General features: G+C 68.4%; 22 protein-coding genes. 12 read left to right on the top strand and 10 right to left on the bottom strand.

The features are described from left to right. Positions 1-37: 37 nt before the first annotated feature. The gene (locus BACI71_RS09015) at positions 38-1,042 is read left to right on the top strand and encodes a chemotaxis protein CheB (RefSeq protein ID WP_159757828.1); all 1,005 of its coding nucleotides are present in this window, start codon (positions 38-40) and stop codon (positions 1,040-1,042) included. Then, on the top strand, positions 1,039-1,365 hold the full coding sequence (locus tag BACI71_RS09010) for a hypothetical protein (protein WP_236552912.1): 327 nt from the start codon (positions 1,039-1,041) through the stop codon (positions 1,363-1,365). The genes BACI71_RS09015 and BACI71_RS09010 overlap by 4 nt, the downstream gene beginning before the upstream one ends. 56 nt (positions 1,366-1,421) lie before the next feature. On the opposite strand, the gene BACI71_RS09005 is transcribed toward BACI71_RS09010, so the two are convergent. From BACI71_RS09005 to BACI71_RS08985, 5 genes are all read right to left on the bottom strand, one after another. Then, entirely contained in the window at positions 1,422-1,985 is a 564-nt protein-coding gene (locus BACI71_RS09005; RefSeq protein ID WP_159757825.1) for a DUF1993 domain-containing protein, read from the bottom strand. A 177-nt stretch (positions 1,986-2,162) separates the two neighbouring features. Next, positions 2,163-2,714 carry a 30S ribosomal protein S9 gene (rpsI, locus tag BACI71_RS09000; protein ID WP_159757822.1) on the bottom strand — a complete coding sequence of 184 codons (552 nt, stop codon included), beginning with the start codon at positions 2,712-2,714 and terminating at the stop codon, positions 2,163-2,165. Then, complete coding sequence (gene rplM, locus BACI71_RS08995) at positions 2,714-3,193, bottom strand: 50S ribosomal protein L13 (RefSeq protein WP_028965246.1); 480 nt, start codon at positions 3,191-3,193, stop codon at positions 2,714-2,716. The genes rpsI and rplM overlap by 1 nt, the downstream gene beginning before the upstream one ends. Positions 3,194-3,374: 181 nt before the next feature. Continuing rightward, complete coding sequence (locus BACI71_RS08990) at positions 3,375-4,415, bottom strand: COX15/CtaA family protein (protein ID WP_159757819.1); 1,041 nt, start codon at positions 4,413-4,415, stop codon at positions 3,375-3,377. A 177-nt stretch (positions 4,416-4,592) separates the two neighbouring features. Further along, positions 4,593-6,635: an NAD(+) synthase gene (locus tag BACI71_RS08985; protein ID WP_159757816.1), complete on the bottom strand. Its 2,043-nt coding sequence runs from the start codon at positions 6,633-6,635 to the stop codon at positions 4,593-4,595. Between the two features lie 154 nt (positions 6,636-6,789). Here BACI71_RS08985 and BACI71_RS08980 point away from each other — a divergent pair, with 154 nt between their 5' ends. The 3 genes from BACI71_RS08980 (at position 6,790) to BACI71_RS08970 (ending at position 11,361) form a co-directional block, all read left to right on the top strand. After that, positions 6,790-9,582 (top strand): PAS domain-containing hybrid sensor histidine kinase/response regulator, encoded by a 2,793-nt coding sequence (locus BACI71_RS08980; protein WP_159757813.1) that lies wholly within the window; start codon positions 6,790-6,792, stop codon positions 9,580-9,582. Between the two features lie 83 nt (positions 9,583-9,665). Then, positions 9,666-10,625 (top strand): RcnB family protein, encoded by a 960-nt coding sequence (locus BACI71_RS08975; RefSeq protein WP_236552911.1) that lies wholly within the window; start codon positions 9,666-9,668, stop codon positions 10,623-10,625. 46 nt (positions 10,626-10,671) lie between these two features. Next, positions 10,672-11,361 (top strand): prolyl hydroxylase family protein, encoded by a 690-nt coding sequence (locus BACI71_RS08970; RefSeq protein ID WP_159757810.1) that lies wholly within the window; start codon positions 10,672-10,674, stop codon positions 11,359-11,361. Between the two features lie 92 nt (positions 11,362-11,453). Here BACI71_RS08970 and BACI71_RS08965 read toward each other — a convergent pair whose 3' ends face one another. Then, complete coding sequence (locus BACI71_RS08965) at positions 11,454-12,977, bottom strand: fumarate hydratase (protein WP_159757807.1); 1,524 nt, start codon at positions 12,975-12,977, stop codon at positions 11,454-11,456. 329 nt (positions 12,978-13,306) lie between these two features. On the opposite strand from BACI71_RS08965, the gene BACI71_RS08960 reads away from it, so the two are divergent. The 4 genes from BACI71_RS08960 to BACI71_RS08945 all read left to right on the top strand — a co-directional run bounded on the left by BACI71_RS08960 (position 13,307) and on the right by BACI71_RS08945 (position 19,025). After that, a complete protein-coding gene (locus BACI71_RS08960) occupies positions 13,307-15,247 on the top strand; it encodes a ribonucleoside-diphosphate reductase subunit alpha (protein ID WP_159757804.1) in 1,941 nt (646 codons plus the stop codon). Between the two features lie 346 nt (positions 15,248-15,593). Beyond that, complete coding sequence (locus tag BACI71_RS08955) at positions 15,594-16,730, top strand: MBL fold metallo-hydrolase (protein WP_159761035.1); 1,137 nt, start codon at positions 15,594-15,596, stop codon at positions 16,728-16,730. A 406-nt stretch (positions 16,731-17,136) separates the two neighbouring features. Then, positions 17,137-18,204: a DNA polymerase IV gene (dinB, locus tag BACI71_RS08950; protein WP_268894062.1), complete on the top strand. Its 1,068-nt coding sequence runs from the start codon at positions 17,137-17,139 to the stop codon at positions 18,202-18,204. Between the two features lie 11 nt (positions 18,205-18,215). Beyond that, positions 18,216-19,025 (top strand): shikimate 5-dehydrogenase, encoded by an 810-nt coding sequence (locus BACI71_RS08945; RefSeq protein ID WP_159757801.1) that lies wholly within the window; start codon positions 18,216-18,218, stop codon positions 19,023-19,025. Positions 19,026-19,181: 156 nt separating this feature from the next. Here the strand turns inward: BACI71_RS08945 and BACI71_RS08940 are convergent, their stop codons facing one another. Then, positions 19,182-20,099, bottom strand: a complete 918-nt coding sequence (locus BACI71_RS08940) for an ROK family protein (protein WP_159757798.1) — start codon at positions 20,097-20,099, stop codon at positions 19,182-19,184. Beyond that, the gene (locus BACI71_RS08935; protein WP_159757795.1) at positions 20,100-20,543 is read right to left on the bottom strand and encodes a MarR family winged helix-turn-helix transcriptional regulator; all 444 of its coding nucleotides are present in this window, start codon (positions 20,541-20,543) and stop codon (positions 20,100-20,102) included. Positions 20,544-20,677: 134 nt separating this feature from the next. On the opposite strand from BACI71_RS08935, the gene BACI71_RS08930 reads away from it, so the two are divergent. From BACI71_RS08930 to BACI71_RS08920, 3 genes are all read left to right on the top strand, one after another. Beyond that, positions 20,678-21,586, top strand: a complete 909-nt coding sequence (locus tag BACI71_RS08930) for an alpha/beta fold hydrolase (protein WP_159757792.1) — start codon at positions 20,678-20,680, stop codon at positions 21,584-21,586. A 160-nt stretch (positions 21,587-21,746) separates the two neighbouring features. Next, entirely contained in the window at positions 21,747-21,932 is a 186-nt protein-coding gene (locus BACI71_RS08925) for a hypothetical protein (RefSeq protein WP_159757789.1), read from the top strand. Between the two features lie 112 nt (positions 21,933-22,044). Continuing rightward, complete coding sequence (locus BACI71_RS08920; RefSeq protein WP_159757786.1) at positions 22,045-23,214, top strand: GGDEF domain-containing protein; 1,170 nt, start codon at positions 22,045-22,047, stop codon at positions 23,212-23,214. A gap of 28 nt (positions 23,215-23,242) precedes the next feature. Here BACI71_RS08920 and BACI71_RS08915 read toward each other — a convergent pair whose 3' ends face one another. Together BACI71_RS08915 and BACI71_RS08910 are read right to left on the bottom strand one after the other, a co-directional pair. After that, positions 23,243-24,463 (bottom strand): pyridoxal-dependent decarboxylase, exosortase A system-associated, encoded by a 1,221-nt coding sequence (locus BACI71_RS08915; RefSeq protein WP_159757767.1) that lies wholly within the window; start codon positions 24,461-24,463, stop codon positions 23,243-23,245. Next, positions 24,460-25,959: an AMP-binding protein gene (locus BACI71_RS08910; protein ID WP_159757764.1), complete on the bottom strand. Its 1,500-nt coding sequence runs from the start codon at positions 25,957-25,959 to the stop codon at positions 24,460-24,462. Before BACI71_RS08910 ends, BACI71_RS08915 begins: the two co-directional genes overlap by 4 nt. Positions 25,960-26,034: the final 75 nt, after the last annotated feature.

The following is a 26,034-nucleotide window of genomic DNA, read 5'->3' as shown; positions in this document are numbered from 1 at the left end:
AAACACATAGTTAACGCGCGTAATGTAGGACGGGGTCATGGCTGGAACGAAAGTATTGGTGGTCGACGACTCGTTGACCATGCGCGCGCTGATCTCGGGCGCTCTCGAGCGGATCCCGGGCGTGGAGGTGGTCGGCATGGCCGATGGTGCGGCGGAAGCGCGCGGGCTGGTGGAGAGCACCCGCCCCGACGTGATGACGCTCGACGTCGAGATGCCGGGGATGAGCGGCCTCGATTACCTCGCCGAGATCATGGACACCAAGCCGATGCCGGTCATCATGTTCTCGACCCGTACGCAGGACGGCGCGGCGGAATCGATCGAGGCGCTGCGGCTCGGCGCGATCGATTGCTTCCCCAAGCCGCGCGTCGCGGCGCCGGCCGAGCTGGACGCGATCATCGCCAAGCTCGCCAAGCGGCTGAAGGCTGCCAAGAAGGCCGACCTGAAGCCGAAGAGCGCGCCAAAGTCCGCCAAGTCGCCGCCGATCGACTGGAACGGTCGCCTGCTGCTGGTGGGCGGCGATGCATCGAATACCAAGTCGATCTTCGACCTGTTCTCGGGCTTCCCGGCCAATTGTCCGCCGACCGTGGTCGTCCAGCATCTCGGACCGGGCATGGTCGAGAGCATGGCCGAAAAGCTCGCGGAGCAATGCGCCGCGAAGGTGGTCGTCGCGACCGACGGCGTGAAGCCGGAACAGGGCACGATCTATCTCGCCCCGCATGGCGACGCGCATCTGGTCATCGACAGCTGGCCAAACGGCACGCTGCGCCTGCTCCCCAAGGATCCAGTCGCCGGCGAGCGCCCGTCGATTTCGCTGCTGTTCGCCTCTGCGGCGAAAGCAGCGGCGGCGAATGCGGTCGGCGTGCTGCTGCTCGACGGGAACGAAGACGGCGCGGGCGGCTTGCGCGCGCTCAATGCCGCGGGCGGTTATGCCTTCGCCCCGGCGGAGAGCGGCGGCGGCTATACGCTGACGCGCGGCATGGTTTCGCAGCCGGTCGCCAGTGACGCGCTGGTGGCGGGCGTCATGAAGATGTGCTCGAAATGAGCGCCGCGGCGGCGATGCTCCCCGCACACGGGGAAGTATCGGCCGGCGGCGTGCCGCGCCCGCTCGCGCAGGCGCTCGCCGCCGAGCTGGTGCTCGCATCGAGCATGCTGGCCGATCTCGCCTATGATCTGGGCAGCGACGGCGCGACGCTGCGCCGGCACATGGCGAGCCTTCAGCGTATCGATCATATCACGCAGATCCAGCTGGCGATCGCCGACCTGCTGCGCACCTCGCATGGCGCTGTCGACGACATCGCGCAAGTGACGCTGCAGGACATGGCCGATCGGCTGCGGACGTTCTTGAACGAAAGCGGCGCGGGGTAACGACGCTACGCCGGTCGGATTTTCCCTCACGCGAAAGAACAAGGAGACGCTTGCACCTACCCTGCGACAGCCGCATCAGGCCGCCGATAGGCAAACATGTATGGCACATATTCTGCCTTGCCGATCGCCACGTCTTGGTGACGGAGGATCGCATAGGCGGTGACGACGTGGAAGTAGAACTGCGGCAACGCCCAATCGCGCGCATATCGCACACCCGTCATGTCGAACGTCAGACCGCCGGGCAATGCAATCGAGATCGCAAGATCCGCGGCACCATCCAGCGCCTCGGCTGACACCTCGGCCAGCATGGACAGCGCGTCGTCGAGCCGGGCCGTGGCATCTGCGATCGTGCCGGGTGAATCCCCGGCGTGACGCCCTTCGGCAGCGATCGCGTCCAGCCATTCGGGAATACGTTGCCCGCGCAGCCGGAAGATGGCTTCCTGCGCCTGAAAGGCCGCAAAACGCACCTGCGCGGCGAGTGGCAACATGTCGTCCGCCAGGCGTGCCGTCAGCAGGCTTTCCGCCTGATCAGGCAATTGTTGTTGCGCTTTTTCCAGCAAGCCGCGCAGCATTTGCAGCATCTGCCGGTAAGTCGGCACGAGCAGGTCCGTCAACGTCATGATGGGGAGGGTAAGAGCGGACGAGGTCGTCCTGATGACTAATCAGCGCGCGTCGTGTCCACCGCCCCTCACCGCTCAGATACGAAAGGAGCGGCCCGTTGCCGGACCGCTCCTCTGTGATAACCAGCAGCGCCAGAACGGCCCGGATCGCTTCGGCAATCCGGAACCGCCTGTGTCTTAGCGCTTCGAGAACTGGAAGCTACGACGTGCCTTGGCGCGACCGTACTTCTTACGCTCGACGACGCGCGGATCGCGGGTCAGGAAGCCAGCCGCCTTCACCGGGGCGCGCAGCGCCGGCTCGTAGCGGGTGATCGCCTGGCTGATGCCGTGCTTCACCGCGCCGGCCTGACCCGACAGGCCACCGCCCTTGACGGTGCAGATCACGTCATACTGACCTTCGCGCTCGGTGATCCCGAACACCTGGTTGATGACGAGCCGCAGCGTCGGACGCGCAAAATAGATTTCCTGATCGCGACCGTTGATCGTGATCTTGCCCGAGCCCGGCTTCAGCCAGACGCGCGCGACGGCATCCTTACGACGGCCGGTCGCATAGGCGCGGCCGTACTTGTCGATTTCCTGCGCACGCAGCGGCGCACGCTGCACCGGCTCCTGCACGTCGCCGGCCAGATACGCATCGGCCGAGGCTTCGACCGGCGCGCCGTCGGTGGCCTGCTGCTGCTGCTGGAGCGCCGCACCCAGATCGGAAAGGGACTGGCGGTTGTCGGACATTATGCGCCCACCTTGTTCTTGCGGCTCATCGCCGCGATATCGAGGACTTCCGGGTTCTGTGCTTCGTGCGGGTGCTCGGCGCCCGCGAAGATCCGCAGGTTGCGCATCTGCTGACGGCCCAGCGGACCGCGCGGGATCATGCGCTCGACGGCCTTTTCCAGCACGCGCTCGGGGAACTTGCCCTCCAGCACCTTGGCGGGCGTGATGCCCTTGATGCCGCCGGCATAACCGGTGTGCTTGTAATAGACCTTGTCGGTCAGCTTGTTGCCGGTGAACCGCACCTTGTCGGCGTTGATGACGATGACGTTGTCACCGCAATCGACGTGCGGGGTGAAGCTGGTCTTGTGCTTGCCGCGCAGCACGTTGGCGATCACCACCGCCGCACGACCGACCACGAGGTCGGTGGCGTCGACGATGTGCCACTTCTTTTCCACCTCGTGCGGCTTGGCCGCCTTGGTGGTCTTCATCAGCGCCTTCATGGTGCCTGGTGACCTTCATTTCGCGTCGAAAGAGAAAAACGCGCCACCCCGCCGGGTGCACGCGTCGATGGCGGCGCAATGCAGCGGAAGGTCGATCCTGTCAAGGTTTCCGCGGCTTTGCTGACAGGTACTCTGATACCATAAGGCTATCGCTGCGACGGCAGCGCGCGCTCGACAGCCGTCAGGCGCGCCGTCGGCTCACGGTGTGTGCGGCGACAACGGTGGCGATCAACAACAGCGCGGCATTGGCCTGATGCGCCACGGCGACGACGATCTCGACGCCCGACAGCAGCGTCGCGATGCCCAAAGCGATCTGCACCACGACCAGCAGCGCGACCGTCGCGGCGACTCGATCCGCCCGCATCTTGCGCGCTTGATACGCCAGCCACACCAGCGCCCCGGCCGCGACGAACGCGATCCAGCGGTGAAGGAACTGGACGACAACCGGATTGTCGACCGCATTGCTCCAGGCGGGCGTCAGCATTGGCACGTTGACGGGGAACCACGCATCGCCCATCAGCGGCCAGCTCGAAAAGGCATAGCCCGCGTCGAGCCCGGCGGTGAGCGCGCCGAGGATGATCTGCACCGCCAGCGCCGCGATCACCAGTGCCGGACCCGTGCGCAGCGCCGCGGGGCGCGCCAGCGGATTGGCGGCGAGCGCGCTCAGGTCACGCGCGGTCCAGATGATCCCGCCGAGGATGAACAAAGCGGTCCCGAGATGCGTCGCAAGCCGCAAGTGGCTGACGTCGGTACGCACCGACAGGCCGGAGGCAACCATCCACCAGCCGATCGCGCCCTGCAGCCCGCCAAGCGCGAGCAGCGCGCTCAGCCGCCACCCGTAACCACGCGGGATCTGTCGTTTGACCGCGAACCACAATAGCGGCAGCGCAAACGCCAGCCCGATCACGCGCCCGAGCAGCCGGTGCAGATATTCCCAGAAGAAGATCGCCTTGAAGCCGTCGAGCGTCATGCCGCGATTGATTTGCTGATATTCGGGAATGCGCTGGTAATGGGCGAACTCGGCCTGCCATTGCACCTGCGTGAGCGGCGGGACCACGCCGCTGATCGGTTTCCACTGCGTGATCGACAGCCCGGATTCGGTGAGGCGGGTGATCCCCCCCACCACTACCATCGCCACGATCAGCGCCGCGACCCAATAGAGCCAGCGCGCGAGCGCCGCCGGACGCGTGGACAGCGAGAAACCCGGGCTTGCCTGTAGCATGCCGCCTTCTACGACCCGGTTGTAAGGAAGGGAAGCCTGCGAGCGATCCCGAGTGACACCACCCGCCTCCCTCTCTCGTCGCCCCGGACTTGATCCGAGGCCCGCTTCTTCTGCGCGGTTGAGGAGGAAGAAGCCGGCTCCCGGATCAAGCCCGGGATGACGGATCGTCAATCCGGCTTAAAGCTCCGGCCCGTTCGCCTTCAATTCCGCCAGCCACGCCGCCGCCGTCCCGTCCGATGGCGCGCGCCAGTCGCCACGCGGCGACAGCGCTCCGCCGGCCGAGACCTTCGGACCGTTGGGGATAGCCGAGCGCTTGAACTGGCTGGTCTGGAAGAAACGGATCAGGAACCGTTCCAGCCAGTGCATGATCGTCGCCAGATCATAAGCGGTGCGCGCGCTCTCCGGATAACCGAGCGGCCAGCGTCCCGCTGCGGCATCATGCCACGCATGCCACGCGAGAAAGGCGACTTTCGACGGCGCGAGACCGTGGCGGATCAGATAATGCGCGAAGAAGTCGTTGAGCGGATACGGCCCGATCTTGCTTTCGGTGCTCTGCAATTCCTCGCCGGGGACCAGTTCGGGGCTGATTTCCTGCCCGAGAATGGCCTCCAGTACCGCGTCCGTCTCCCGATCATACTGGTCGGTGCCGATCGCCCAGCGGATCAGGAACTGGATCAGCGTCTTGGGCACGCCGGCATTGACCGCATAATGGCTCATCTGATCGCCGACACCATAGGTGCACCAGCCGAGCGCCAGCTCCGAAAGGTCGCCGGTGCCGACCACCAGCCCGTCGCGCTGGTTGGCGATGCGGAAGAGGTAATCGGTGCGCAGCCCGGCCTGCACGTTCTCGAACGTCACGTCATAGACCGGCTCGCCGCGCCCGAACGGGTGCCCCATGTCCTCCAGCATCCGCGTCGCGGCCGGGCGAATGTCGATCTCCTCGGCGGTGATCCCCAGCGCGCGCATCAGCTTCCACGCGTTGCCCTTCGTCCCCGCGCTGGTCGCGAAGCCGGGCATGGTGATGCCGAGGATGTCGCTGCGCGGCCGCCCGAGCCGGTCGAGCGCCTTGGCGGCGACGATCAGCGCGTGCGTGCTGTCGAGCCCGCCGGACACACCGATCACCAGCCGCTGCGCGCGCGCCGCGACCAGTCGCTTGGCGATCCCCTCGACCTGGATGTTGAAGGCTTCGTAGCAATCCTCGTCGAGCTTGTCGGGGGTGTTGGGCACGAACGGGAAGCGGCGGATCTCGCGCTTCAGCCCGACGTCGGCGAAGTCGGGCTCGTGCCGGAACGTGATGCGGCGGAAGCGCTTCTCGGGGTGCCCGGCGAAGGCGGCGGCATCGTTGAAGGTACCGTTGCGCAATCGCTCCTGCACCAGCCGCTCGGTATCGACGTCGGCGATCGTCAGCCCGGGCTCGTGCGCGAAGCGTTCCGAGGTCGCCAGCAGCTCGCCCAGTTCATGGACGCTGCCCTGCCCGTCCCACGCCAGATCGGTCGTACTTTCGCCCGGGCCGGCGGCGGAATAGACATAGGCGCACATCGCGCGCGCCGATTGCGACGCCGACAGCATCATTCGCTCACGCGACTTGCCGATCACGACGTTCGATGCCGACAGATTGGCGCAGATCAGCGCCCCCGCCAGCGCACCGTGAGTCGAGGGCGGGGTCGGCGACCAATAATCCTCGCAAATCTCGGCGTGGATCACGAAATGCGGCAGGTCGTCGGCGGCGAAGATCAGGTCGGTGCCGAACGGCACCTCCTCGCCGTCGATCACGACCGTCAGCCCGGTCAGCCCCGCCCCGCTCGCGAACCAGCGCTTCTCATAATATTCGCGGTAATTGGGCAGGAAGGTCTTGGGCACCCCCCCCAGCACGCGCCCGCGCGCAATCGCCAGCGCACAATTGTAGAGCCGCCCGCTTCGTTCCAGCGCGGCACCGACCAGCAGCACCGGGCGCAGCCCCGCGCTCGCCGCCACCACCGCCGTGATCGCCTCGCGCGTCGCGCACTGCAACGCCGATTGCAGGTGCAGGTCGTCAATTGCGTAGCTGCTGAGATTCAGCTCGGGGTAAACCACCAGATCGACGCCCGCGTCGTGTGCGGTGCGCGCGATCGCGATCGCGGTTGCGGCGTTGGTGGCGGGGTCGCCGACGGTGGCGAGCGGGGTGGCGGCGGCGACGCGCACCATGCCGTGGCGATGCAGCGAGCGGAAGGCTGGGTTCATCGCGATCGAATACCGGGCGCGAGGTAACTTTGCCAACTGTTCGCGGCGCCTCGCCTAAGCTACATCAGTGAGGATGATGCCTTCCCTTCCCCGCGAGGACAGCGCCCGGCAACCCTTTGCGCGCGCAGGAGAAGTCGGGAAGCTGCTTCGGTCGATGGACTGGTCGGGCACGTCGCTGGGGCCGATCGCGGCGTGGCCGGCGCCGCTCCGCGCGGCTCTGGAGCTGATGCTGCCGGTCGGCGCGCAGACGCTGCTGGTCTGGGGGCCGGAGCGCCGGGTCTTCTACAATGACGCCTATGCCGCGTTGCTCCACGAACGCCATCCCGGCGCGCTCGGTCAACCCGCGGACAAGCGCTGGCATCGCGCGTGGGACGAGGTGGCGCCGATGGTCGACGAGGTTTTCGCGACCGCACGGACGCTGACGCTCGGCAATCGCCGCTTCGAAATTCTCGCCGACGGTCAGCCCGTCGCCGTGCACTTCGACATCTCGCTCTCCGCGGTGATGCTCGACGACGAAACGGTGGGCGGCGTGCTGGGCGTGGTGTCGGACGTCACCGAGCGCACCCGTACCGTCGAGGCCGCGACGCGCGAGCGCGAACGGCTGCGCCAGATGTTCGACCAGGCCCCGGGCTTTATCGCGGTGCTGCGCGGCCCGGAATATGTCATCGAGCTGGCGAACGCGACCTACCGGCGGATGAGCGGCGGTCGCGAGCTGGTCGGGCGACGCTACGCCGAGGCGCTGCCCGAGGTCGCCGCGATCGGCTTCATCGACAAGCTCGACGAGGTCCGCCGCACCGGCAAGCCGTTCCGCGCGGTCGACATGCCGGTGCAATTGCCAAGCGCGACGCCGGGCATGCTGCGCGACTTCTGGATCGACTTCATCTGCCAGCCGATAACCGACGAGCGTGGCGCGGTCGCCGCGATCTTCATCGAGGGGATCGACCGCACCGACCGTCACCGCGCACGCGAGGCGCTGGCGCGCGGGCGCGCGTCACTCGAACAGGCGACCGAGGCCGGCGAGATCGCCACCTGGGACTATGACCTGCGGCACGACCGCTTCAGCTGCTCGCCGCTCGGCATGTCGCTCTACGGGCTCCCGCCCAACAGTGCGCCGATGTCCCGCGATGCATTCCGCAATCTGATCGAGCCCGATGATCGCCCGATCTTGCAGGAGGCGTTCCTGCCGGTGATCGACCCGGCGACGCGCGCGCTCTTCGACGTCGAATACCGGGTCGCGCACGAACGCGTCGGTGGCGTCCGCTGGCTGTCGGTGCGCGGGCGCGGCATCTTCGACGGCGACACCTGCTTGCGCGTGGTCGGCACGATCATCGACATCACCGCGCGCAAATTGCAGACCGAGGCATGGCGCGAGAGCGAGGCACGCTTCCGCACGCTCGCCGACAGTCTGCCCGCGCTGGTGTGGATGACCGATCCGCAGGGTCAGGTCACCTTCGCCAGCCGCGGATTCGAGACGATCCTCGGCGTTGCGCCCGAGATGATCGAGGAACGCGGCTGGGGCGATCTGCTCCGCGCCGACCGGCGCGACGCCGCCCTGTCGGCCCGCGGCGGCTGGTTCGAGTCCCCGCGCACGCTGAGCGGCGAACATCCGCTGCTCACCCCCGACGGCAGGACGCGCTGGATGCACATCGAGGCGCGCCCGCGCTTCATCGGCGCCGCCTTTCAGGGCTATACCGCCTGCGCGATCGACGTGACCGACTCGCATCTCGCGGGCGAGCGGCTGGAGGCGCGAGTCGCGGAGCGTACCGCCGAGCTGACCGCGCAGATCGCCGAGCGCCAACGCGTCGAGGAAACGCTTCATCAGATGCAGCGGCTGGAGGCGATCGGACAGCTGACCTCCGGCGTGGCGCACGACTTTAACAACCTGCTCACCGTGATCCTCGGCAACGTCGACTCGTTGGTCGCGGCGGGCAAGCGCGGGTTGCTCGACCCGCGGCTCGAACCACGGCTGGAGCATGTCCGGATCGCGGCGGAGCGCGGTGCTGCGCTGACCGCGCAATTGCTCGCCTTCTCGCGGCGGCAGCGGCTGGAGGCCAAGGTCGTCGATATGAATCGCAGCGTGACCGGGCTGCTCGAACTGCTCGGCGGCACGCTGGGCCGCGACATCGCAATCGAGACGCACACCCCGCACGGCATCTGGCCCGCGCTCGTCGACCCGACGCAGATGGAACTGATCATCCTCAACCTCGCGATCAATGCCCGCGACTCGATGCCCGGCGGCGGGACGCTGCTGCTGTCGGTCGCCAACGCGACGTTGGGCCCGCCCGAGCGCGCCGAGGAGCCGCCAGCGGGCGATTACGTGCGCGTGGCGGTGACCGATACCGGCACCGGCATGTCCGAGGCGGTGCTGGCGCGCGCGTTCGAGCCATTCTTCACCACCAAGGAAGTCGGCAAGGGCTCGGGGCTGGGACTGGCGCAGGTGTTCGGCTTCGCCAAGCAATCCGGCGGCGGGGTGCGGATCGACAGCGCGCCGGGGCGCGGCACCACCGTCAGCGTGTTCGTGCCGCGGGCCGCGGCCGCCGCAGATGCGGCGCAGGACGCCCCCGCGCTGGCCGCGACCGAGCCGCTCGACGGCGCGACGGTGATGGTGCTCGACGACGACGATCGCGTTCGACAGGTGGCGGTCGAGGCGCTGCGCGAGGCGGGCTGTCGCGTGATCGAGGCCGCCGACGGCGAGTCGGCACTGGAGGCGCTGCGCCACGAACCCGCGATCCGGCTGGTGGTTACCGATATCGCGATGCCCGGCATGACCGGCATCCAGTTCGCGCGGCGGCTGCAGGATCTGCATGAGCGCGTTGCTGTGCTGTTCGTCACCGGTCACGCCGATCCGTCCGACATGGAGGGGGTCAGCGAGGATCGGCTGATCCGCAAACCCTATCCTCGCCGGGTGCTGCTGGAGCGCGTACGCGCGATCCTCGCCGAAGCGTGACGCGCGGCTTTCAATCGGCTGCACGACCGGTTCAGTCTTCGTTGTCGGATCGCAGCGCATAAGGTCGCCATGATGGTCGGAGGATGGCGATGCTGAAGGCGATGATCGCGGGGTTGTTGTCGATGACGGCGCTGGTGCCGCCGGCGCTCGCGCAGGACGGACGGTCGATGGATCGCGGGCAGTGGCGGCGCGAGCGGGCCGAGCGCCCCGCCCCGGCCCCCGAACCCGCGCCGCGCCCCGCTCCGGCTGCCGAGATCGCGCGCCCGCCGGAACCGGCACCGCGCCGTTGGGCACGCGAAGGCGCGCCGGAGCGCCGCGACCCTGCCGGCTGGGGGCGCGGCGACAGCGGGGCTGACGTGCGGAACGGCGACTGGCGCAGCGAGCGTCCGCCCGTGCCCCGCGATGATCGGCGGGTCGACGGCGCGTTCCGCCCGGCTGCCCCGGACGGCGACTGGCGGAGCGGGCGTTCTCCCGAACCACGCGGCGACCGCCGGGTCGACGGCGTGCCGCGCCCACCGGCCCCTGACGGCGACTGGCGCAGCGAACGCCCGCTCGCGCCGCGTGGCGACTGGCGTGGCGGGCGCGAACCGCAAGGACGCCGCGACGACTGGCGCGACCCTGCACGGCAGGCGCCGGATCGCGTGTGGCGGGCCGATCCCGATCGCCGCGGCTACGAGCGTCGCGACGCGCCGCGGCCGCCCGCGACCGTCTGGCGCGCCGACAGCAATCGGCAGTGGGACCGCGGCTGGCGGCGCGAACCGCAATATGACTGGAACCGTTACCGGAACGAACGACGTTCGGTTTTCCGCCTGCCGCGCTATTACGCGCCTTATGGCTGGGACAGCGGCTACCGCCGGTTCGGCGTCGGGATCGCGATCGCGCCAATGCTCTACACGCCAAGGTACTGGATCTACGATCCCTATGCCTATAGCCTGCCCGATGCCGAGGAGCCGTATCGCTGGGTACGCTACTACGACGACGCGCTGCTGGTCGACATCGAGGACGGCACGGTGGTCGACGTGATCCACGGCATCTTCGAGTGAGCGTGGTGGCTTGAAAGTCGCAGGGCCGGGCGACACAGATGTGGGCATGTCGCTCGCCACCACTCCGCCCGGCCACCCGTCCGCCGTCCGTGCCCGGCAGGGCGCGGCGGTGGCGGCGCGGCTTGACGCCGATCCGCGGATGCAGCGCCTGCCCAGCGATACGGTCGCGGCATGGCGCTGCCCCGATTTCCTCGATGCCGCCAATTGCGACTGGCTGGTGCAGGTGATCGACGGCAACCGCCGCCCCTCGACGCTGTTCAGCGATCGCGGCGGCCCCGCCAGCCGCACCAGCGACAGTTGCGACATGGACCGCAACGCCGATGGCATCCGCCAGATCGACGAATATATCGCCGCCTCGCTCGGCATCGCGGCCGAATTCGGCGAGACGATGCAGGGGCAGCGCTACGCGCCGGGTCAGCTCTTCCGCGCCCACCACGATTATTTCCACGAGGCCGAAAGCTACTGGCCGGCGATGCGTGAGAACGGCGGACAGCGCACCTTCACCGCAATGATCTACCTCAACGATGTCGAGGAGGGCGGTGCGACCTGGTTCCCCAAGGGCGGCCTGCGCGTCGCGCCGCGCAAGGGGATGCTGTTGGCGTGGGACAATATGAACCCCGACGGCAGCCCGAACACCGCGACACTGCATGAGGGGATGGCGGTGCTGGAGGGCACCAAATACATCATCACCAAGTGGTTTCGCGAGGAGCCGTGGGGCCGCCGGCCGCGCGTCTAACGCCCTCCGTCATTGCGAGCGTAGCGAAGCAATCCAGAGTCGGCGCAGGACGCCCTGGATTGCTTCGCTACGCTCGCAATGATGAAACGTCGTCAAGCCCCGACCAGCAATCCCTCACGCGCGATCTTCTCGCGCCACACCAGCGGCGCGAGCTGGTGGACGTTGTTGCCCTCGGCATCCACCGCCACCGTCACCGGGAAGTCGGACACCTCGAATTCGTAGATCGCCTCCATCCCGAGGTCCGCGAACCCGACGACCTTGCTGCCCTTGATCGCGCGCGCGACCAGATAGGCCGCGCCGCCGACCGCCATCAGATACGCGCTCTTCGCCTCGCGGATCGCATCGGTCGCGGCCGGGCCGCGCTCGGCCTTGCCGACCATCGCGAGCAAGCCCTGATCGAGCATCATCCGCGTGAACTTGTCCATGCGCGTCGCGGTGGTCGGACCCGCCGGCCCAACCACTTCCTCGCCGACCGGATCGACCGGGCCGACATAATAGATCACGCGCCCCTTGAATTCGACCGGCAGTGCCTCGCCCCTCGCCAGCATGTCGGCGATCCTTTTGTGCGCGGCGTCGCGCCCGGTCAGCATCTTGCCGTTGAGCAGCAATCGGTCGCCCTGCTTCCACGATTGCACCACCTCGGGCGTCAGCGTGTCGAGATCGACGCGGATCGCGGCCTTGTCGGGCGTCCAGTTGACGTCCGGCCATTCCGAAAGCTTCGGCGCTTCGAGGAACGCCGGCCCCGACCCGTCGAGCGTGAAATGCGCATGGCGGGTCGCGGCGCAATTCGGGATCATCGCCACCGGCTTGCCCGCGGCGTGGCACGGCGCGTCCTTGATCTTGACGTCGAGGATCGTCGAGAGACCACCCAGCCCCTGCGCGCCGATGCCGAGCGCATTGACCTTGTCGAAGATCTCGATCCGCAGCGCCTCGAGATCGTTCCGGGGCCCGCGCGCCTTGAGCGGTCCCATGTCGATCGGCTCCATCAGCGCCTGCTTGGCGAGCAGCACGCAATGTTCGGCGGTCCCGCCGATCCCGATGCCGAGCATCCCCGGCGGGCACCAGCCCGCGCCCATCTGCGGCAGCATCTCGACCACCCAGTTGACGATCGAGTCGCTGGGGTTCATCATCTTGAACTTCGATTTGTTCTCGCTGCCGCCGCCCTTGGCCGCGACATCGACCGAGACGGTCGTGCCCGGCACCATCTCGACGTGCAGCACGCACGGCGTATTGTCCTTGGTGTTGCGGCGCGTGAACGCCGGGTCGGCGAGCACCGAGGCGCGCAGCTTGTTCTCGGGGTGGAGGTAGGCGCGGCGCGCGCCCTCGTCGACGACTTCCTGCATCGAGCGGCTGTTGTCGTCGAGCCGGCAGTCCATGCCCCATTTGACGAAGACGTTGACGATCCCGGTGTCCTGGCAGATCGGGCGATGCCCCTCCGCGCACATCCGGCTGTTGGTCAGGATCTGCGCGATCGCGTCCTTGGCGGCGGGCGATTGCTCCGCATCGTAGGCAGTGCCCAGCGCCCGGATGTAATCCATCGGGTGATAGTAACTGATGAACTGGAGCGCGTCGGCGACGCTCTCGATCAGGTCGGCGGTACGGATCACGGTCGTCATGGCGACGCTCTATAAGCGCGCTCGTCGCGCGGCAACAGCGCCGCGCGTCGTGCGTCCGGCGACCCGGGATGGCGAAAAAAAATTTGCCGCCTTGCGCTTTCGGAAAGCCGCGGAAGTCCGCGCGTCGCCGCTGCCGCGCGATCGCAGCACACGAACGGGGGTCTTGCCTGTCCCGCCCATCTGCCACAATCTGTAGAGGTAGAGGCCGGGTCGCGCCGCTAGCAGTGGTACGGTGGCGCGTGATGCCCCCCATCGCTGGCGTGACCGGCCACGAACTTCGAACAGCCGATCCGCACGGATCGCACCACTGACAGGCGGGACGCGCGAGCATGAACTTCACCACCACGGACGCCGAGGCGATGAGCGCAGACATGATCGACACGATGACCGCGGCAGCGACTTCGGCGGTAGCCGAAGCGACCGCCACCGAACAGGCGATCGCCAGGCACGGCGCGCGCACCGCGCCCTTCCCGCTCGACGTCGACCACAGCCGTGACGCGCTGCTGACCGATTTCGGCAAGGAGACGCTCAAGGACCGCTACCTGCTGCCGGGCGAAAGCTATCAGGACCTCTTCGTCCGCGTCGCCAGCGCCTATGCCGACGATCAGCCGCACGCACAGCGGCTGTACGACTACATCTCGAAGCTGTGGTTCATGCCGGCGACTCCGGTGCTCTCGAACGGCGGCACCGGGCGCGGTCTGCCGATCTCCTGCTACCTCAATTCGGTTCCCGACAGCCTCGACGGCATCGTCAAGACCTGGAACGAGAACGTCTGGCTCGCGTCGCGCGGTGGCGGGATCGGCACCTATTGGGGCAACGTCCGCGGGATCGGCGAGCCGGTCGGGCTCAACGGCAAGACCAGCGGGATCATCCCGTTCGTCCGCGTCATGGATTCGCTGACGCTCGCGATCTCGCAGGGTTCGCTGCGCCGCGGCTCGGCGGCCTGCTACCTCGACATCTCGCACCCCGAAATCGAGGAATTCCTCGAAATCCGTAAGCCCTCGGGCGATTTCAACCGCAAGGCGCTGAATCTCCACCACGGCGTGCTGATCCCCGACGCGTTCATGGCGGCAGTGCGCGAGGGCGCGGAATGGCAGCTGCTGTCGCCAAAGGACAAGACCGTCCGCGCCACCGTCGATGCGCGCGCCCTGTTCCAGAAGCTGGTCGAGACCCGCCTCGCGACCGGCGAGCCGTACATCGTCTTCTCCGACCATGTGAACTCGACGATGCCCAAGCATCACCGCGAACTGGGGCTCAAGGTCTCGACCTCGAACCTGTGCAGCGAGATCACGCTGCCGACCGGCACCGACCATCTCGGCAACGATCGCACCGCGGTCTGCTGCCTGTCGTCGCTGAATCTCGAAACCTGGGACCAGTGGAAGGACGAGAAGGGTTTCGTCGAGGACGTAATGCGTTTCCTCGACAACGTGCTGCAGGATTACATCGACCGCCACGAACCCGGCATGGAGCGTGCGGCCTATAGCGCGGCACGCGAGCGTTCGGTGGGTCTGGGCGTGATGGGCTTCCACTCGTTCCTGCAGGCACGCGGGCTGCCGTTCGAAGGGGCGATGGCCAAGAGCTGGAACCTGCGCATGTTCAAGCAGATCAACGCGCAGGTAAACGAGGCGTCGATGGTGCTGGCGCTGGAGCGTGGCCCCTGCCCCGATGCCGCCGACGTCGGCGTGATGGAGCGGTTCAGCTGCAAGATGGCGATCGCGCCGACCGCATCGATCTCGATCATCTGCGGCGGCACCAGCGCGTGCATCGAGCCGATCCCCGCGAATATCTACACCCACAAGACACTGTCGGGCAGCTTCGCGGTCAAGAACCCGTATCTTGAAAAGCTGCTCAACGAGAAGAGCAAGAACGCCGAGACGGTGTGGAACTCGATCCTCGAACACGGCGGCTCGGTCCAGCACCTCGACTTCCTCTCGCCGGAGGAAAAGGACTGCTTCAAGACGTCGTTCGAGATCGACCAGCGCTGGCTGCTCGAACTCGCCGGGGACCGCACGCCGTTCATCGATCAGGCGCAGTCGCTGAACCTCTTCATCCCGGCCGACGTCGAGAAGTGGGACCTGCTGATGCTCCACTTCCGCGCGTGGGAACTGGGGATCAAGTCGCTCTATTATCTCCGCTCCAAGTCGGTGCAGCGCGCCGGCTTCGCGGGCTCGGAAGGATCGGGCGGCGTCGAGGCCGACAACACGATCGCCACGCCGAAATTCTCGATCGGTGAGACGACCGACTATGACGAGTGCCTCGCCTGCCAGTAAGCCAGCTATTGTCGCCCCGGACTTGATCCGGGGCCCCGCTTCTTTCGCCATCGCGGTTAAGGCGGGATCCCGGATCAAGTCCGGGATGACGAGAAGGCGGGTAGCCGATAAATGTCGATCGGCCCTAGAAGAGGCAGCCGCGTGCTCGCTTCCGTCATTGCGAGCGTAGCGAAGCAATCCGGCGCCGGACCAGGACGCCATGGATTGCTTTGCTGCGCTCGCAATGACGAACGCCCGTTCGCAACGGGATCGAACCGCCTCCGCGATCATTCCGGCACCTCACCTCCCGCGGAAGGAACGGCGCGTGCCGGTCGTCAGCAAGATCGCCAAGGCACTTCTCGCCGCCATGCTGTTGCTCGTTATCGCGATCGGCCCTGCGATCACGATCGTCCCGCGCTTCCTCGACCGGCTCTATTACGAAGGCCCGGCGACCGATCATTATGACGGCGCGCGCTTTTTCAACCCCGATGGCGACGACACGATGGCCCCGCCGGCCGGCGGCAGCCGCGGCGGGTTCCTGTGGCGGCAACTGACCGGCAGCGACGACCGCCCCGTCTGGCCCGACACCGTCGCGGTTACGCCCGCCCGCCCGCCGGCGCGCGTCGCCGGCACGCGGATGCTCGTCACATGGGTCGGCCACGCCACCGTGCTGATCCAGACGCAGGGGCTCAACATCCTCACCGATCCGGTCTGGGGCGAACGCGCCGGCCCGCTCGGCTTCGGCCCGCGCCGCGTCGCCGCGCCCGGCATCCGCTTCGAGGACCTGCCGCACATCGATCTCGTGCTGGTCAGCCACAATCATTACGATCACCTCGAAAAGGCGACGCTCAAGCGACTTTGGCAGCGCGACCGTCCAACGATCGTGACCAGCCTCGGCAACGACAGCGTCATCGCGCAGACCGGCGCGCGCGCCACCGCGCTCGACTGGCGCGGCGCGGTGCAGGTTCGCCCCGGCGTGCGCGTCGCGGTGACCCGCAACCATCACTGGGGCAGCCGCTGGTTCGCCGATCGCAACCGCGCCTTGTGGTCGAGCTTCGTCGTGCAGTTCCCCACCGGCGGTAACCTGTTTTTCGCCGGCGACACCGGCTTCGGCGACGGGCAATGGCCCGCCGAAGCCGCCGCGCTCGGCCCGATCCGGCTCGCGCTGCTGCCGATCGGCGCCTTCCGCTTCGTCCCCGGCCAGATGGTGTCGGGTGCGCACATCGGCCCCGCACACGCCGCACTGGTGTTCGAGCGACTGCGCGCGGCGCACGCACTGGCGATCCACTGGGGCACGTTCCGGCTGTCCTACGAGGCGCGCGACACCCCGCCGCGGATGCTGTCGGCGGCGATGAAGTGCCTGAACCGCACCGGCTTCGACGCGGTGGCGATTGGACGGACGGTCGAGGTGCCCCTCGCGACCACGCCGCCCCCCGCGCCGACGACCACGCCCGCGGCGATGCTCGCCTGCCTCGATACGCCCGCCGTCAGCGCGCTGCGCTAGAGTGCGATGACATGAAGTGGAACCGTTCGTCCGTCATTGCGAGCGCAGCGAAGCAATCCAGGGGGTCCTGGTCCGGCTCTGGATTGCTTCGCTACGCTCGCGATGACGGATCAAGGTGACGTCATCACGCTCTAGGAGGCCGCGCGCGCGGCCTCAATGTTCGCTGAGCCGCCCCCACCAAATCCGCACCAAGCCACCCCCTCACCCCGTTCGTGCTGAGCTTGTCGAAGCACGTGTGCCGTAACACGCCCCCTTCGACTGCCTGCCAAGGCAGGCGCTCAGGACAGGCTTCGACAGGCTTAGGGCAAACGGCGGTAAATCGACCACATCCCGCCGGCCATATACCCGCTTTGTTCCGCAAAATGCTGGCGAGCCGGGTAAGCCGCTGCTAAAGCACGACCCACCCGTGGCCACCGCTCGCAAGATCATCCACATCGACATGGACGCCTTCTATGCGTCGGTCGAACAGCGCGACGCTCCCGAACTGCGCGGGCGCCCGGTCGCGGTCGGCGGCAATCGCGCGCGCGGAGTGGTGGCAGCGGCGAGCTATGAGGCGCGCGAGTTCGGGGTGCGGTCGGCAATGCCGTCGGTGGTCGCGGCGCGACGCTGCCCCGACCTCGTGTTCGTGCCGCCGCGCTTCGACGTCTATCGCGCGGTCAGCCGGCAGATCCACGCGATCTTCGCCGATTACGCCGACGCGATCGAGCCGCTGTCGCTTGACGAGGCCTATCTCGACGTCAGCGAGGATCGCCGCGCGCTCGGCTCGGCCAGCGCGATCGCGGCCGAGATCCGCGCGCGGATCAAGGCCGATACCGGGCTGACCGCCTCGGCCGGGGTCAGCTACAACAAGTTCATCGCCAAGCTCGCCTCGGACCAGAACAAGCCCGACGGCCTGTGCGTGATCCCGCCCGCCAAGGGCGCGGCGTTCGTCGCCGCGCTGCCGGTCAAGCGCTTCCACGGGATCGGCCCGGTCACTGCCGAGAAGATGGCGCGGCTCGGCATCCACACCGGCGCCGACCTGCGCGACCGCCCGATCGAGTTCCTGCGCGCGCATTTCGGCAGCCACGCCGATTATCTCCACGGCGCGGCGCGCGGGATCGACGACCGCCCGGTCCGTGCCGAGCGTCAGGCTAAGTCGGTAGGCGCCGAACGCACCTTCGACACCAACCTCACCGACCCGGCCGAGATCGACGCGGCGCTGGAGACGGTCGCCGCTGCCGCCTGGACGCGCGTCGAGCGTGCCGACGTGCGCGGGCGCACCGCGACGCTGAAACTGCGCCGCGCCGATTTCACCACGCTCACCCGTGCCCGCTCGGTCACCGGTACGATCGACACGCGAGGACAATTGCTCGATCTCGGGCGCGGTCTGCTCTTGCCGCTGCTACCGACACCGGGCGGAATCCGGCTGCTCGGCTTGACGCTGTCGGGCATCCTGCGCGACGAAGAGGTCGTTCAGCCTGCGCTGCCGCTTTGAAAACGAAGGATTTGCCGATGAAGCCGCCGATCGGCCCCGCCACCCGCCTCTGCATGTCGCTCGCTGCGCGCCCCGGCACCTTCGGGTCGCGCTTCCACAATCATCTCTACGACGCGCTCGAACTAGACTATGTCTACAAGGCATTCTCCACCGACGATCTGGCCGGCGCGATCACCGGGATCCGCGCGCTCGGCATTCGCGGCTGCGCAGTGTCGATGCCGTTCAAGGAAGCGGTGATCCCGATGCTCGACGGGCTGCGCGACAGCGCGGCGGCGATCGACAGCGTCAACACGATCGTGAACACCGATGGCGAGTTGCTCGGCTACAACACCGACTACAGCGCGGTGCGCGACCTGATCGCGGACCTGCCGCGCGTGCCGTTCCTGCTGCGCGGCAGCGGCGGGATGGGCAAGGCGGTCGCCACCGCGCTGGTCGACGCCGGCTTTCCCGACGGCACGATCGTCGCGCGCAACGAGGTCGCCGGACGCGCACTCGCCGACCGGCTCGGCTGCCGCTGGCAGGCGGAGGCGGACGGTGAGGCGGCGCTGCTCGTCAACGTCACCCCGCTCGGCATGACCGGCGCGGATCAGGACGCGCTTGCCTTCGCGCCCGAGCAGATCGCCGCGGCGCAGATCGTCATCGATGCGGTGGCCAAACCGGTAGAAACGCCGCTGCTTCGCGCCGCGCAGGCGGCGGGGAAGACGGTCGTCACCGGTGCGGAGATCGCGATGCTGCAGGCGCTGGAACAATTCGTCCTCTACACCGGCGTGCGGCCCAGCGACGAACAGGTCGCCGCGGCTGAGGCATATGCGCTGAGCTGATCAGGGCACAAAGCCAATCGTCATTGCGAGCGCAGCGAAGCAATCCAGGGCGTCCTGGTCCAACTCTGGATTGCTTCGCTGCGCTCGCAATGACGGATCAGGTTGAGGTCACACCGCGCCACCCGTCGCCGCGGAACAAGTCCGGGGTGACGATGGTCACGATACCAGCACCTTGGTCCCGGTCCGATCCTCCAGTGCCTGCGCGCCCAGCACCACCGCGCCCAGCGGCCCGGCATTCCCGCCCAGCGCGGCGGGCACGATGAACGTGTCCATATCCGCCACCGCCGATAGTGCGACATAGCCGTTCAGGCTCGCCGCCGTTGCCGCACGCAGCCGCGGCAGCAGCCACGGGTTGCCGACCATCACGCCGCCCCCCAGCACGATCCGCCGCGGCACGCCGGTCAGCGTCAGCGTCGCGAACAGCGACGACAGCGCGCCGACCACCGTCTCCCACGCCGCGTGATCGTGCGGGAGGTCCTCGCCCTTGATCCCGGTCCGCGCCGCGATCGCCGGGCCGGCGGCCAGCCCCTCGACGCACGCGCCGTGATACGGGCATGATCCCGCCCAGTCGTCGCCGGGCAGCCGCACCGGGCGGATGTGGCCGAATTCGCTGTGCGTCAGCCCGTCGACCGGCCGCCCGTGCGCGATCATCCCCGCGCCGACGCCGGTCCCGACCGTGACATAGGCCAGATCGCCCAGCCCCTGCCCCGCGCCCCAGCGCGCCTCGGCCATCGCCGCGCCGACCACGTCGCTGTGGAAGCCGACCGGCACGTCGTAGCGCGCCGCCAGCCGCCGCGCGATGTCCGTCCCGGCCCAGTGCGGCTTGGGCGTGGAGGTGATCTTGCCGTAGTCGGACGATTGCGGATCGATCGACACCGGACCGAAGCTGGCGATGCCGATCGCCGCGACGCCGCGCCACTTGTCCATCGCCGCCTCGAGCGCCGGCAGCGTCTCTTCGGGGCGGGTGGTCGGAACGCGCACTTCCTCCAGGATCGCGTCGGGGCCGCTGGAGAGCACCGCGATGCACTTCGTGCCGCCCAGTTCCACGCCCGCGATCAACGGCAGTTGCGCCATTCAGTCTTCCTCCTCGGCCGCGGCGTCGATCCGCCGCAGCATGTCCGTGAACTGCGCCAGCTCGTCCGCGTCGAAACGCCCGAAGATCCGGCGCTCCAGCGCGACGGCCTGCGGCGCGACCTGCGCGTACAGCGCTTCGCCCTCCGGGCTCAAGCGGAGATGGTGCGATCGCCGGTCGGTGGCGTTCGGGGTGCGCGTCAGCAGCCCACGCTCGGTCAGCGCGATCGCGGCGCGGCTGACCGTCACCTTGTCCATCCGGCTGCGCTCGCCGAGCTGCGCCTGCGTCACCGGCGCATATTCGGCGATCAGCGTCACCAGCCGCCATTCGGGCACGGTCAGACCGAACAACGCCTCATAGGCGCCAGCGATCCGCCCGCTGACGCGATTGGATGTGACCGAGAGCAGATACGGGAGAAACTGCTCGAGATGGAGGCGTTCTGCCATGGGACACCTGCGCGAAGGACATGAAACAAACGGTCGGAACCAGAAGCTGAAACGTTGCATTAATGTGACACAGGGCACAAGGACACTCGTCCACTTTCACGGAGTCACATTCGGGAGGCGCAACGGAGCAGACGATGGCAACGATCACGGCGAACGGTATCCAGATCGAATTCGAAGACGAAGGCCCGCGCGACGGGCAACCGATCCTGATGGTGATGGGCCTTGGTGCCCAACTGGTCCGCTGGCCGCAGTCGATGGTCGATGCCCTGGTCGAGCATGGCTATCGCGTGATCCGCTTCGACAATCGCGACGTTGGCCTCTCCACAAAATTCGACGAATGCGGCACGCCCCACATCGTATGGACCGCGATGCAGATGCAGTTCGGGCGCGTACCGGCGGTTCCCTACACGCTTACCGACATGGCGCAGGACGGGGTCTGCCTGCTCGACGCGCTCGGGATCGAGCGCGCGCACGTCGTCGGCGCCTCGATGGGCGGGATGATCGCGCAGCTGATCGCGGCACGCTGGCCGGAGCGGGTGCGAACGCTCACCTCGATCATGTCGACGACCGGTCACCCGCATTGCTCGCGTCCGACGATGCGCGCCACCGCGCTGCTGCTGCGCCACCCCAGGAGCGACGATATCGAGGCGATCGTTGCGCACGGCACGATGGCGGGGCGCGCGGTCGGCGGACGGTTCCCGATCGAGGACGCGATCATGGCCGAGCGGATCCGCGCCGAGACGCTGCGCAACCGCTGCCCGACCGGCTTCCTGCGCCAGATGGCGGCGATCGTCGCAGACGGCGACCGCACCGACCGTCTGCGCCGGATCACCGCGCCGACGCTGGTGATCCACGGCAGCGACGATCCGCTCGTCCCGATTGCCGGCGGCCGCGCCACGGCGCAGGCGATCGACGGCGCGCGGCTGCTGGAGATCGACGGCATGGGCCACACCCTGCCCCCCGAGCTGGTCGACCCGATCGTCGCCGCGATCGACGACCATATCCGCCACCGCCGTCGCGACCCGATCCCGCAAGCGGCGTAAGCGTCGCCGCTATCCCGTCATCCCGGACTTGGTCCGGGATCGCGCTTCTATCTGCCCCTACCGCCAAGAAGCGAGGCCCCGGAGCAAGTCCGGGGCGACGAAGAAAGCGTTTCGTGCTACGGAGGCACAGCCCTCCAACGGTCTCCCGCAAAGGACGCGCATGTTCGTCGACTTCCGCGACCAGCCGCCACCGCCGCCATGGCAGCCGCCGCGCCGCCGCCCGCGCTTGACCGCGCAACAGGAAAAGACGCTGGCTGTGATCATCGGCTTGAACGTCGTGCTGCTGCTCATCGCGCCGATCGGCGGGGCGACTTTGATCGGTGCGCTCGCGCTGCTCTTTCATTGAGCGCCGCGACATAAAATAACAAACCTAGATATGACGGACACTTGCCGCTTGCGTCAAGTTAAGGCTATACACTCCATATCGCGCCGGGGGGCCGTGATTCGGGGGGAATTCCGTGACGCTGGACGTGGCGACGCTGTTCATCGCCAGCATGGCGATCGAAGCGGTCATGGCGCTTTATTTCTGGACGCTGTGGCTCGGCCGACGCGACCAGCGCCTTCATCTATGGGTGGCCTGTTCGATCACCGCCGGGGTGCTCGGCTGTCTCTGCTACATGCTGCGCGGCGTCGCACCGGCGTGGATCACCGTCTGGGCGGCGCAGGTTTGCTTCGTTCAGGTCTTCGCGTTCCTTTGGGGCGGCGTCCGGCTGGTTCACGCACGATCGCGCCCGACGTGGGTGGTGTGGAGCGGCAGCCTTGCATGGACCACGATCTGCCTGATCCCGGCGTTCTTCGCCGCCGAGGCGCTGCGCAACGTCGTCGCGACGCTCGCCTTCACCTTCTATTGTCTGGCAATGACCGGCGAATTGCTGCGCCACGCCCAAGGTCGCAGCTTGCCGGCGCGCTGGCTCACCGGCGGGCTGCTCGTGCTCGTGTCCGCTGCCTCGCTGGCGCTCGCCGGCTATTCGGGGCTGGATAGCGCGCAGGTGCGCCCGCTTGCGAGCGCCTCGTCGCTCCCGGGATTGTGGCTGCTGCTCTACACCGCGATCTACATCACGCTCGTGCTGTCGCTCACCTCGCTCGAACTCGGCAACGAGGCGCAGCGGCAACGCGAGGCCGCCACCACCGACTCGCTGACCGGGCTGCTCAACCGGCGTGCATTCCTGGAACGTGCCACGCCGGCCGCCGAGCATCCGCGCGGCGCGACCTTGCTGATGCTCGACATCGACCATTTCAAACAGGTCAACGATCTCTGGGGCCATTCGGCGGGTGACCGTGCGCTGGTCCTGTTCGCGGGCGCGTTGCTCGATGCGACGGGCGGCGTCGTCGGGGCGGTGCCGGCGCGGATCGGCGGGGAGGAGTTTGCGGTGCTGTTGCCCGGTGGATCGCGCGACGACGCAGCGGCGCTCGGCCTGCGCATCGCCGCGCGCGTCCGCGAGCTGCGCCATACGCCCGGCGCGGCGCGGATGACCGTCAGCATCGGTCTCGCCGAAAGCGACCCGGTAACCCCGACGCTCAACGATCTGCTCACCGGTGCCGACCGCGCGCTCTACCGTGCGAAGCGCGGCGGGCGCGACCGCCTCGAGCAGGACGGCGTTCCTTTCGTCCCCGGCCTCGCCGCCTGATCGCCATGCATGACCATCTACCGCGGGATCACACCACGATTTCCGCCGGCGCAGGATGTCCGAGAAACGCCGCCGGACTGGCGGTCGCACCATAGGCGCCGGCCAGAAAGATCGCGATCACCTGCCCGACCGCGACCGGGGGCAGCGCGATACGGTCACCCAGCCGATCGAGCGGCGTGCACAGACAGCCGACCACCGACATCGCGCCTTCCGCCGCCGTCCCCATCCGCGCCGCCACCGCGAGCGGGTAGTTGCGGCGCACCACCGTCCCGAAATTGCCGCTCGCCGCCAGTTGATGGTGGAGCCCGCCGTCGACCACGACAAACGTCTCGCCACGGCTCTGCTTCACGTCGACCACGCGCGTCAGATAGACACCCGCCTCCGCGACCAGCCAGCGCCCGAGTTCGATCGCAAACCGGCTGTCGCGCAGCACCTCGCCGCGCACCGCCAGCGCCTCGCCCAGTGCCGCCCCGACTGCCGCGACATCCAGCGCCACGTCGCCTGCGAAATATGGCACCCCGAACCCGCCGCCGAGATTGACCAGCGGCGGCACCGCTCCCGCATCCTCGGCCAGCCGCGCCGCGAGCGCCAGCGTCGCCGCCTGCGTCTCGATCACCGCCGCCACGTCCAGCGCCTGCGAACCCGCAAAGATATGGAAGCCGCGCCAGTCCGCTCCCGCCGCGATTACCTCGCGCACCACCGAAGCGGCATGTTCGGCGTCGATCCCGAAGGGCGAGGCGCGCCCGCCCATCTTCATGCCCGACCCGCGCAGTTCGAGGTCCGGGTTCACCCGCACCGCGAGCCGTGGCACCACGCCCAGCCGCTCGCCTGACGCCAGTGCGCGCCGCGCCTCCCCCGCGGATTCGAGGTTGATCGTCGCACCCGCAGCGATCGCCGCCGCCAGTTCGTCGTCACGCTTGCCCGGCCCGGCGAAGCTGATCGCCGCGCCCGGCTTGACCGCCAGCGCGCGCGCCAGTTCGCCCGCCGAGGCGATGTCCAGCCCGTCGACCAGCAGCGCGATCCGCTCCAGCAACGCCGGCAACGGATTGGCCTTGATCGCATAATGCAGGTCGATCTCCGCCGGCATCGCCGTACGAAACCGTGCCACCTGCGCCGCGATCAGCGCCGCGTCGTACACGAACAGCGGCGAGCCATGCGCCGCGACCAGCGCCGTGGCATCGTGCCCGCCGATCGTCAGCGCGCCCCTCTGCGCAGCAAAGGCGGGCGGGATCGGCCCCATCGGCTTCATGCACCCACCTCCTTCACCGCCGCCGCGATCGCCGCGCGGTCCAGCTTGCCATTGGCGTTGCGCGGCAGCGCCGCACGCCACTCGATCCGCACCGGCTGCATGTAGGCGGGCAACTCGCGGCGGAGCCGCTCGCGCAGCGCGGCCTCCGCCGCCGGATCGCCGCGCGCGACCAGCACGACCGCCTGCCCCGATCGCGCATCGGGAACGCCGACCGCCACCGCCTCGGCCGTCTCCGCACCAGCGGTCGCCGCCTCCTCGACCTCCTGCGGGCTGATGCGATGACCGGCGCTCTTGATCATCTCGTCGTCGCGCCCGACGAACCGCAACAGTCCGTCGCCATCCGCCAGCACCGTGTCCCCCGACCACACTGCGATCCCGCCGTAATGCGACCCCGCCGGCGCTGGCCGAAAGCGCAAGGCGGTCCGCTCCGGATCGCGCCAATAGCCCTGCGCGACCAGCGGCCCGGCATGGACCAGCTCGCCCGGCTCCCCCGCCGCCGCCAGCGACCCGTCGCGCCGCACCACCAGCACCTCGGCGAACGGCACCGCGCGCCCGATCGACTCGGGATGCGCATCGACCAGATCGGGGTCGAGATAGGTCGACCGGAATGCTTCGGTCAGCCCGTACATCGGGAACAGCCGCGCCGCCGGGAATCGCACGCGCAGCGCGCGCACCATCGTCGGCGTCAGCGCACCCCCCGAGTTGGTCAGCCGCCGCAACCGCCCGGCGACGTCGTCGGGCCAGTCGCTCTCCAGAAGCTGCGTCCACAGCGGCGGCACCCCCGCCAGCGTCGTCGCCCCGACTCGCGCGACCGCCTTCACGACATCGCGCGGCGTCAGATAATCGAGCGGCGCGACGCACGCCCCCGCCGCCCAGGTCGAAAGCAACTGGTTCTGCCCGTAATCGAACCCGAACGGCAGCACCGCGAGCACGCGATCGTCGGGCGCGATCGCCAGATAGTGCGCGACCCCGACCGCCCCCAGCCACAGGTTCGCATGGCTGAGCATCACCCCTTTCGGCAGCCCCGTCGACCCCGAGGTATAAAGGAGCGCGACCAACGTATCGGGATCGGCGTCCGAGCGCGGCAAAGGATTTCCCGCGCCCGCCTCGGTCACGACCCGGCACCCGTCCGGCACGTCACCCGCCTCCAGCGTCGCCGCGCGCGCCGCCTGTGTCAGCAACAGCGCCGCCCCGCTATCGGCAAGGATGTGCGCGACCTGCGCGCGCCGCAGCACCGGGTTGACCGGCACATGCACCAGCCCCGCGCGCGCCGCCGCCAGCGGCATCCAGCACGCCACCCGCGTCTTCGGCAGCCACGTCGCCACCCGCGCGCCCGGCGCAAACCCGAACCCCGCCAGCCACCCCGCCAGCCGCGCCACCGCATCCTCGGCGGCGGCGTAATCGACCACTCCCTCGCGATCGATCAGCGCGGGCGCATGCGGCGCTCCCAGCAGCACATGGTCGATCGGGCGCGGCGTAGCATCAGGGGATACCATGCGTTCGGCTTCTAGGCTCAGGCGTTGCGGAATCCACCCCTTGCGCCTAACGCGACGCCGGCTTGCCGCCGGACC

Origin of the sequence: Sphingomonas sp. 8AM, assembly GCF_902506455.1 — a bacterium.
Classification (GTDB): domain Bacteria; phylum Pseudomonadota; class Alphaproteobacteria; order Sphingomonadales; family Sphingomonadaceae; genus Sphingomonas.
The sequence above is the reverse complement of the archived record's forward strand: the minus strand, read 5'-3'. Positions and strand labels throughout refer to the sequence as shown.

Coding starts and splice junctions, on each gene's coding strand:
- BACI71_RS08915 (WP_159757767.1), bottom strand. CDS start 24,463: ATGAAGCCGATGGGGCCGATCCCGCCCGCCTTTGCTGCGCAGAGGGGC.
- BACI71_RS09015 (WP_159757828.1), top strand. CDS start 38: ATGGCTGGAACGAAAGTATTGGTGGTCGACGACTCGTTGACCATGCGC.
- BACI71_RS08930 (WP_159757792.1), top strand. CDS start 20,678: ATGGCAACGATCACGGCGAACGGTATCCAGATCGAATTCGAAGACGAA.
- BACI71_RS08955 (WP_159761035.1), top strand. CDS start 15,594: ATGCTGTTGCTCGTTATCGCGATCGGCCCTGCGATCACGATCGTCCCG.
- BACI71_RS08975 (WP_236552911.1), top strand. CDS start 9,666: ATGGCGATGCTGAAGGCGATGATCGCGGGGTTGTTGTCGATGACGGCG.
- BACI71_RS08925 (WP_159757789.1), top strand. CDS start 21,747: ATGTTCGTCGACTTCCGCGACCAGCCGCCACCGCCGCCATGGCAGCCG.
- BACI71_RS09005 (WP_159757825.1), bottom strand. CDS start 1,985: ATGACGTTGACGGACCTGCTCGTGCCGACTTACCGGCAGATGCTGCAA.
- BACI71_RS08990 (WP_159757819.1), bottom strand. CDS start 4,415: ATGCTACAGGCAAGCCCGGGTTTCTCGCTGTCCACGCGTCCGGCGGCG.
- BACI71_RS08985 (WP_159757816.1), bottom strand. CDS start 6,635: ATGAACCCAGCCTTCCGCTCGCTGCATCGCCACGGCATGGTGCGCGTC.
- BACI71_RS08960 (WP_159757804.1), top strand. CDS start 13,307: ATGAACTTCACCACCACGGACGCCGAGGCGATGAGCGCAGACATGATC.
- BACI71_RS08910 (WP_159757764.1), bottom strand. CDS start 25,959: ATGGTATCCCCTGATGCTACGCCGCGCCCGATCGACCATGTGCTGCTG.
- BACI71_RS08980 (WP_159757813.1), top strand. CDS start 6,790: ATGGACTGGTCGGGCACGTCGCTGGGGCCGATCGCGGCGTGGCCGGCG.
- rpsI (WP_159757822.1), bottom strand. CDS start 2,714: ATGTCCGACAACCGCCAGTCCCTTTCCGATCTGGGTGCGGCGCTCCAG.
- BACI71_RS09010 (WP_236552912.1), top strand. CDS start 1,039: ATGAGCGCCGCGGCGGCGATGCTCCCCGCACACGGGGAAGTATCGGCC.
- BACI71_RS08970 (WP_159757810.1), top strand. CDS start 10,672: ATGTCGCTCGCCACCACTCCGCCCGGCCACCCGTCCGCCGTCCGTGCC.
- BACI71_RS08965 (WP_159757807.1), bottom strand. CDS start 12,977: ATGACGACCGTGATCCGTACCGCCGACCTGATCGAGAGCGTCGCCGAC.
- BACI71_RS08935 (WP_159757795.1), bottom strand. CDS start 20,543: ATGGCAGAACGCCTCCATCTCGAGCAGTTTCTCCCGTATCTGCTCTCG.
- rplM (WP_028965246.1), bottom strand. CDS start 3,193: ATGAAGGCGCTGATGAAGACCACCAAGGCGGCCAAGCCGCACGAGGTG.
- BACI71_RS08940 (WP_159757798.1), bottom strand. CDS start 20,099: ATGGCGCAACTGCCGTTGATCGCGGGCGTGGAACTGGGCGGCACGAAG.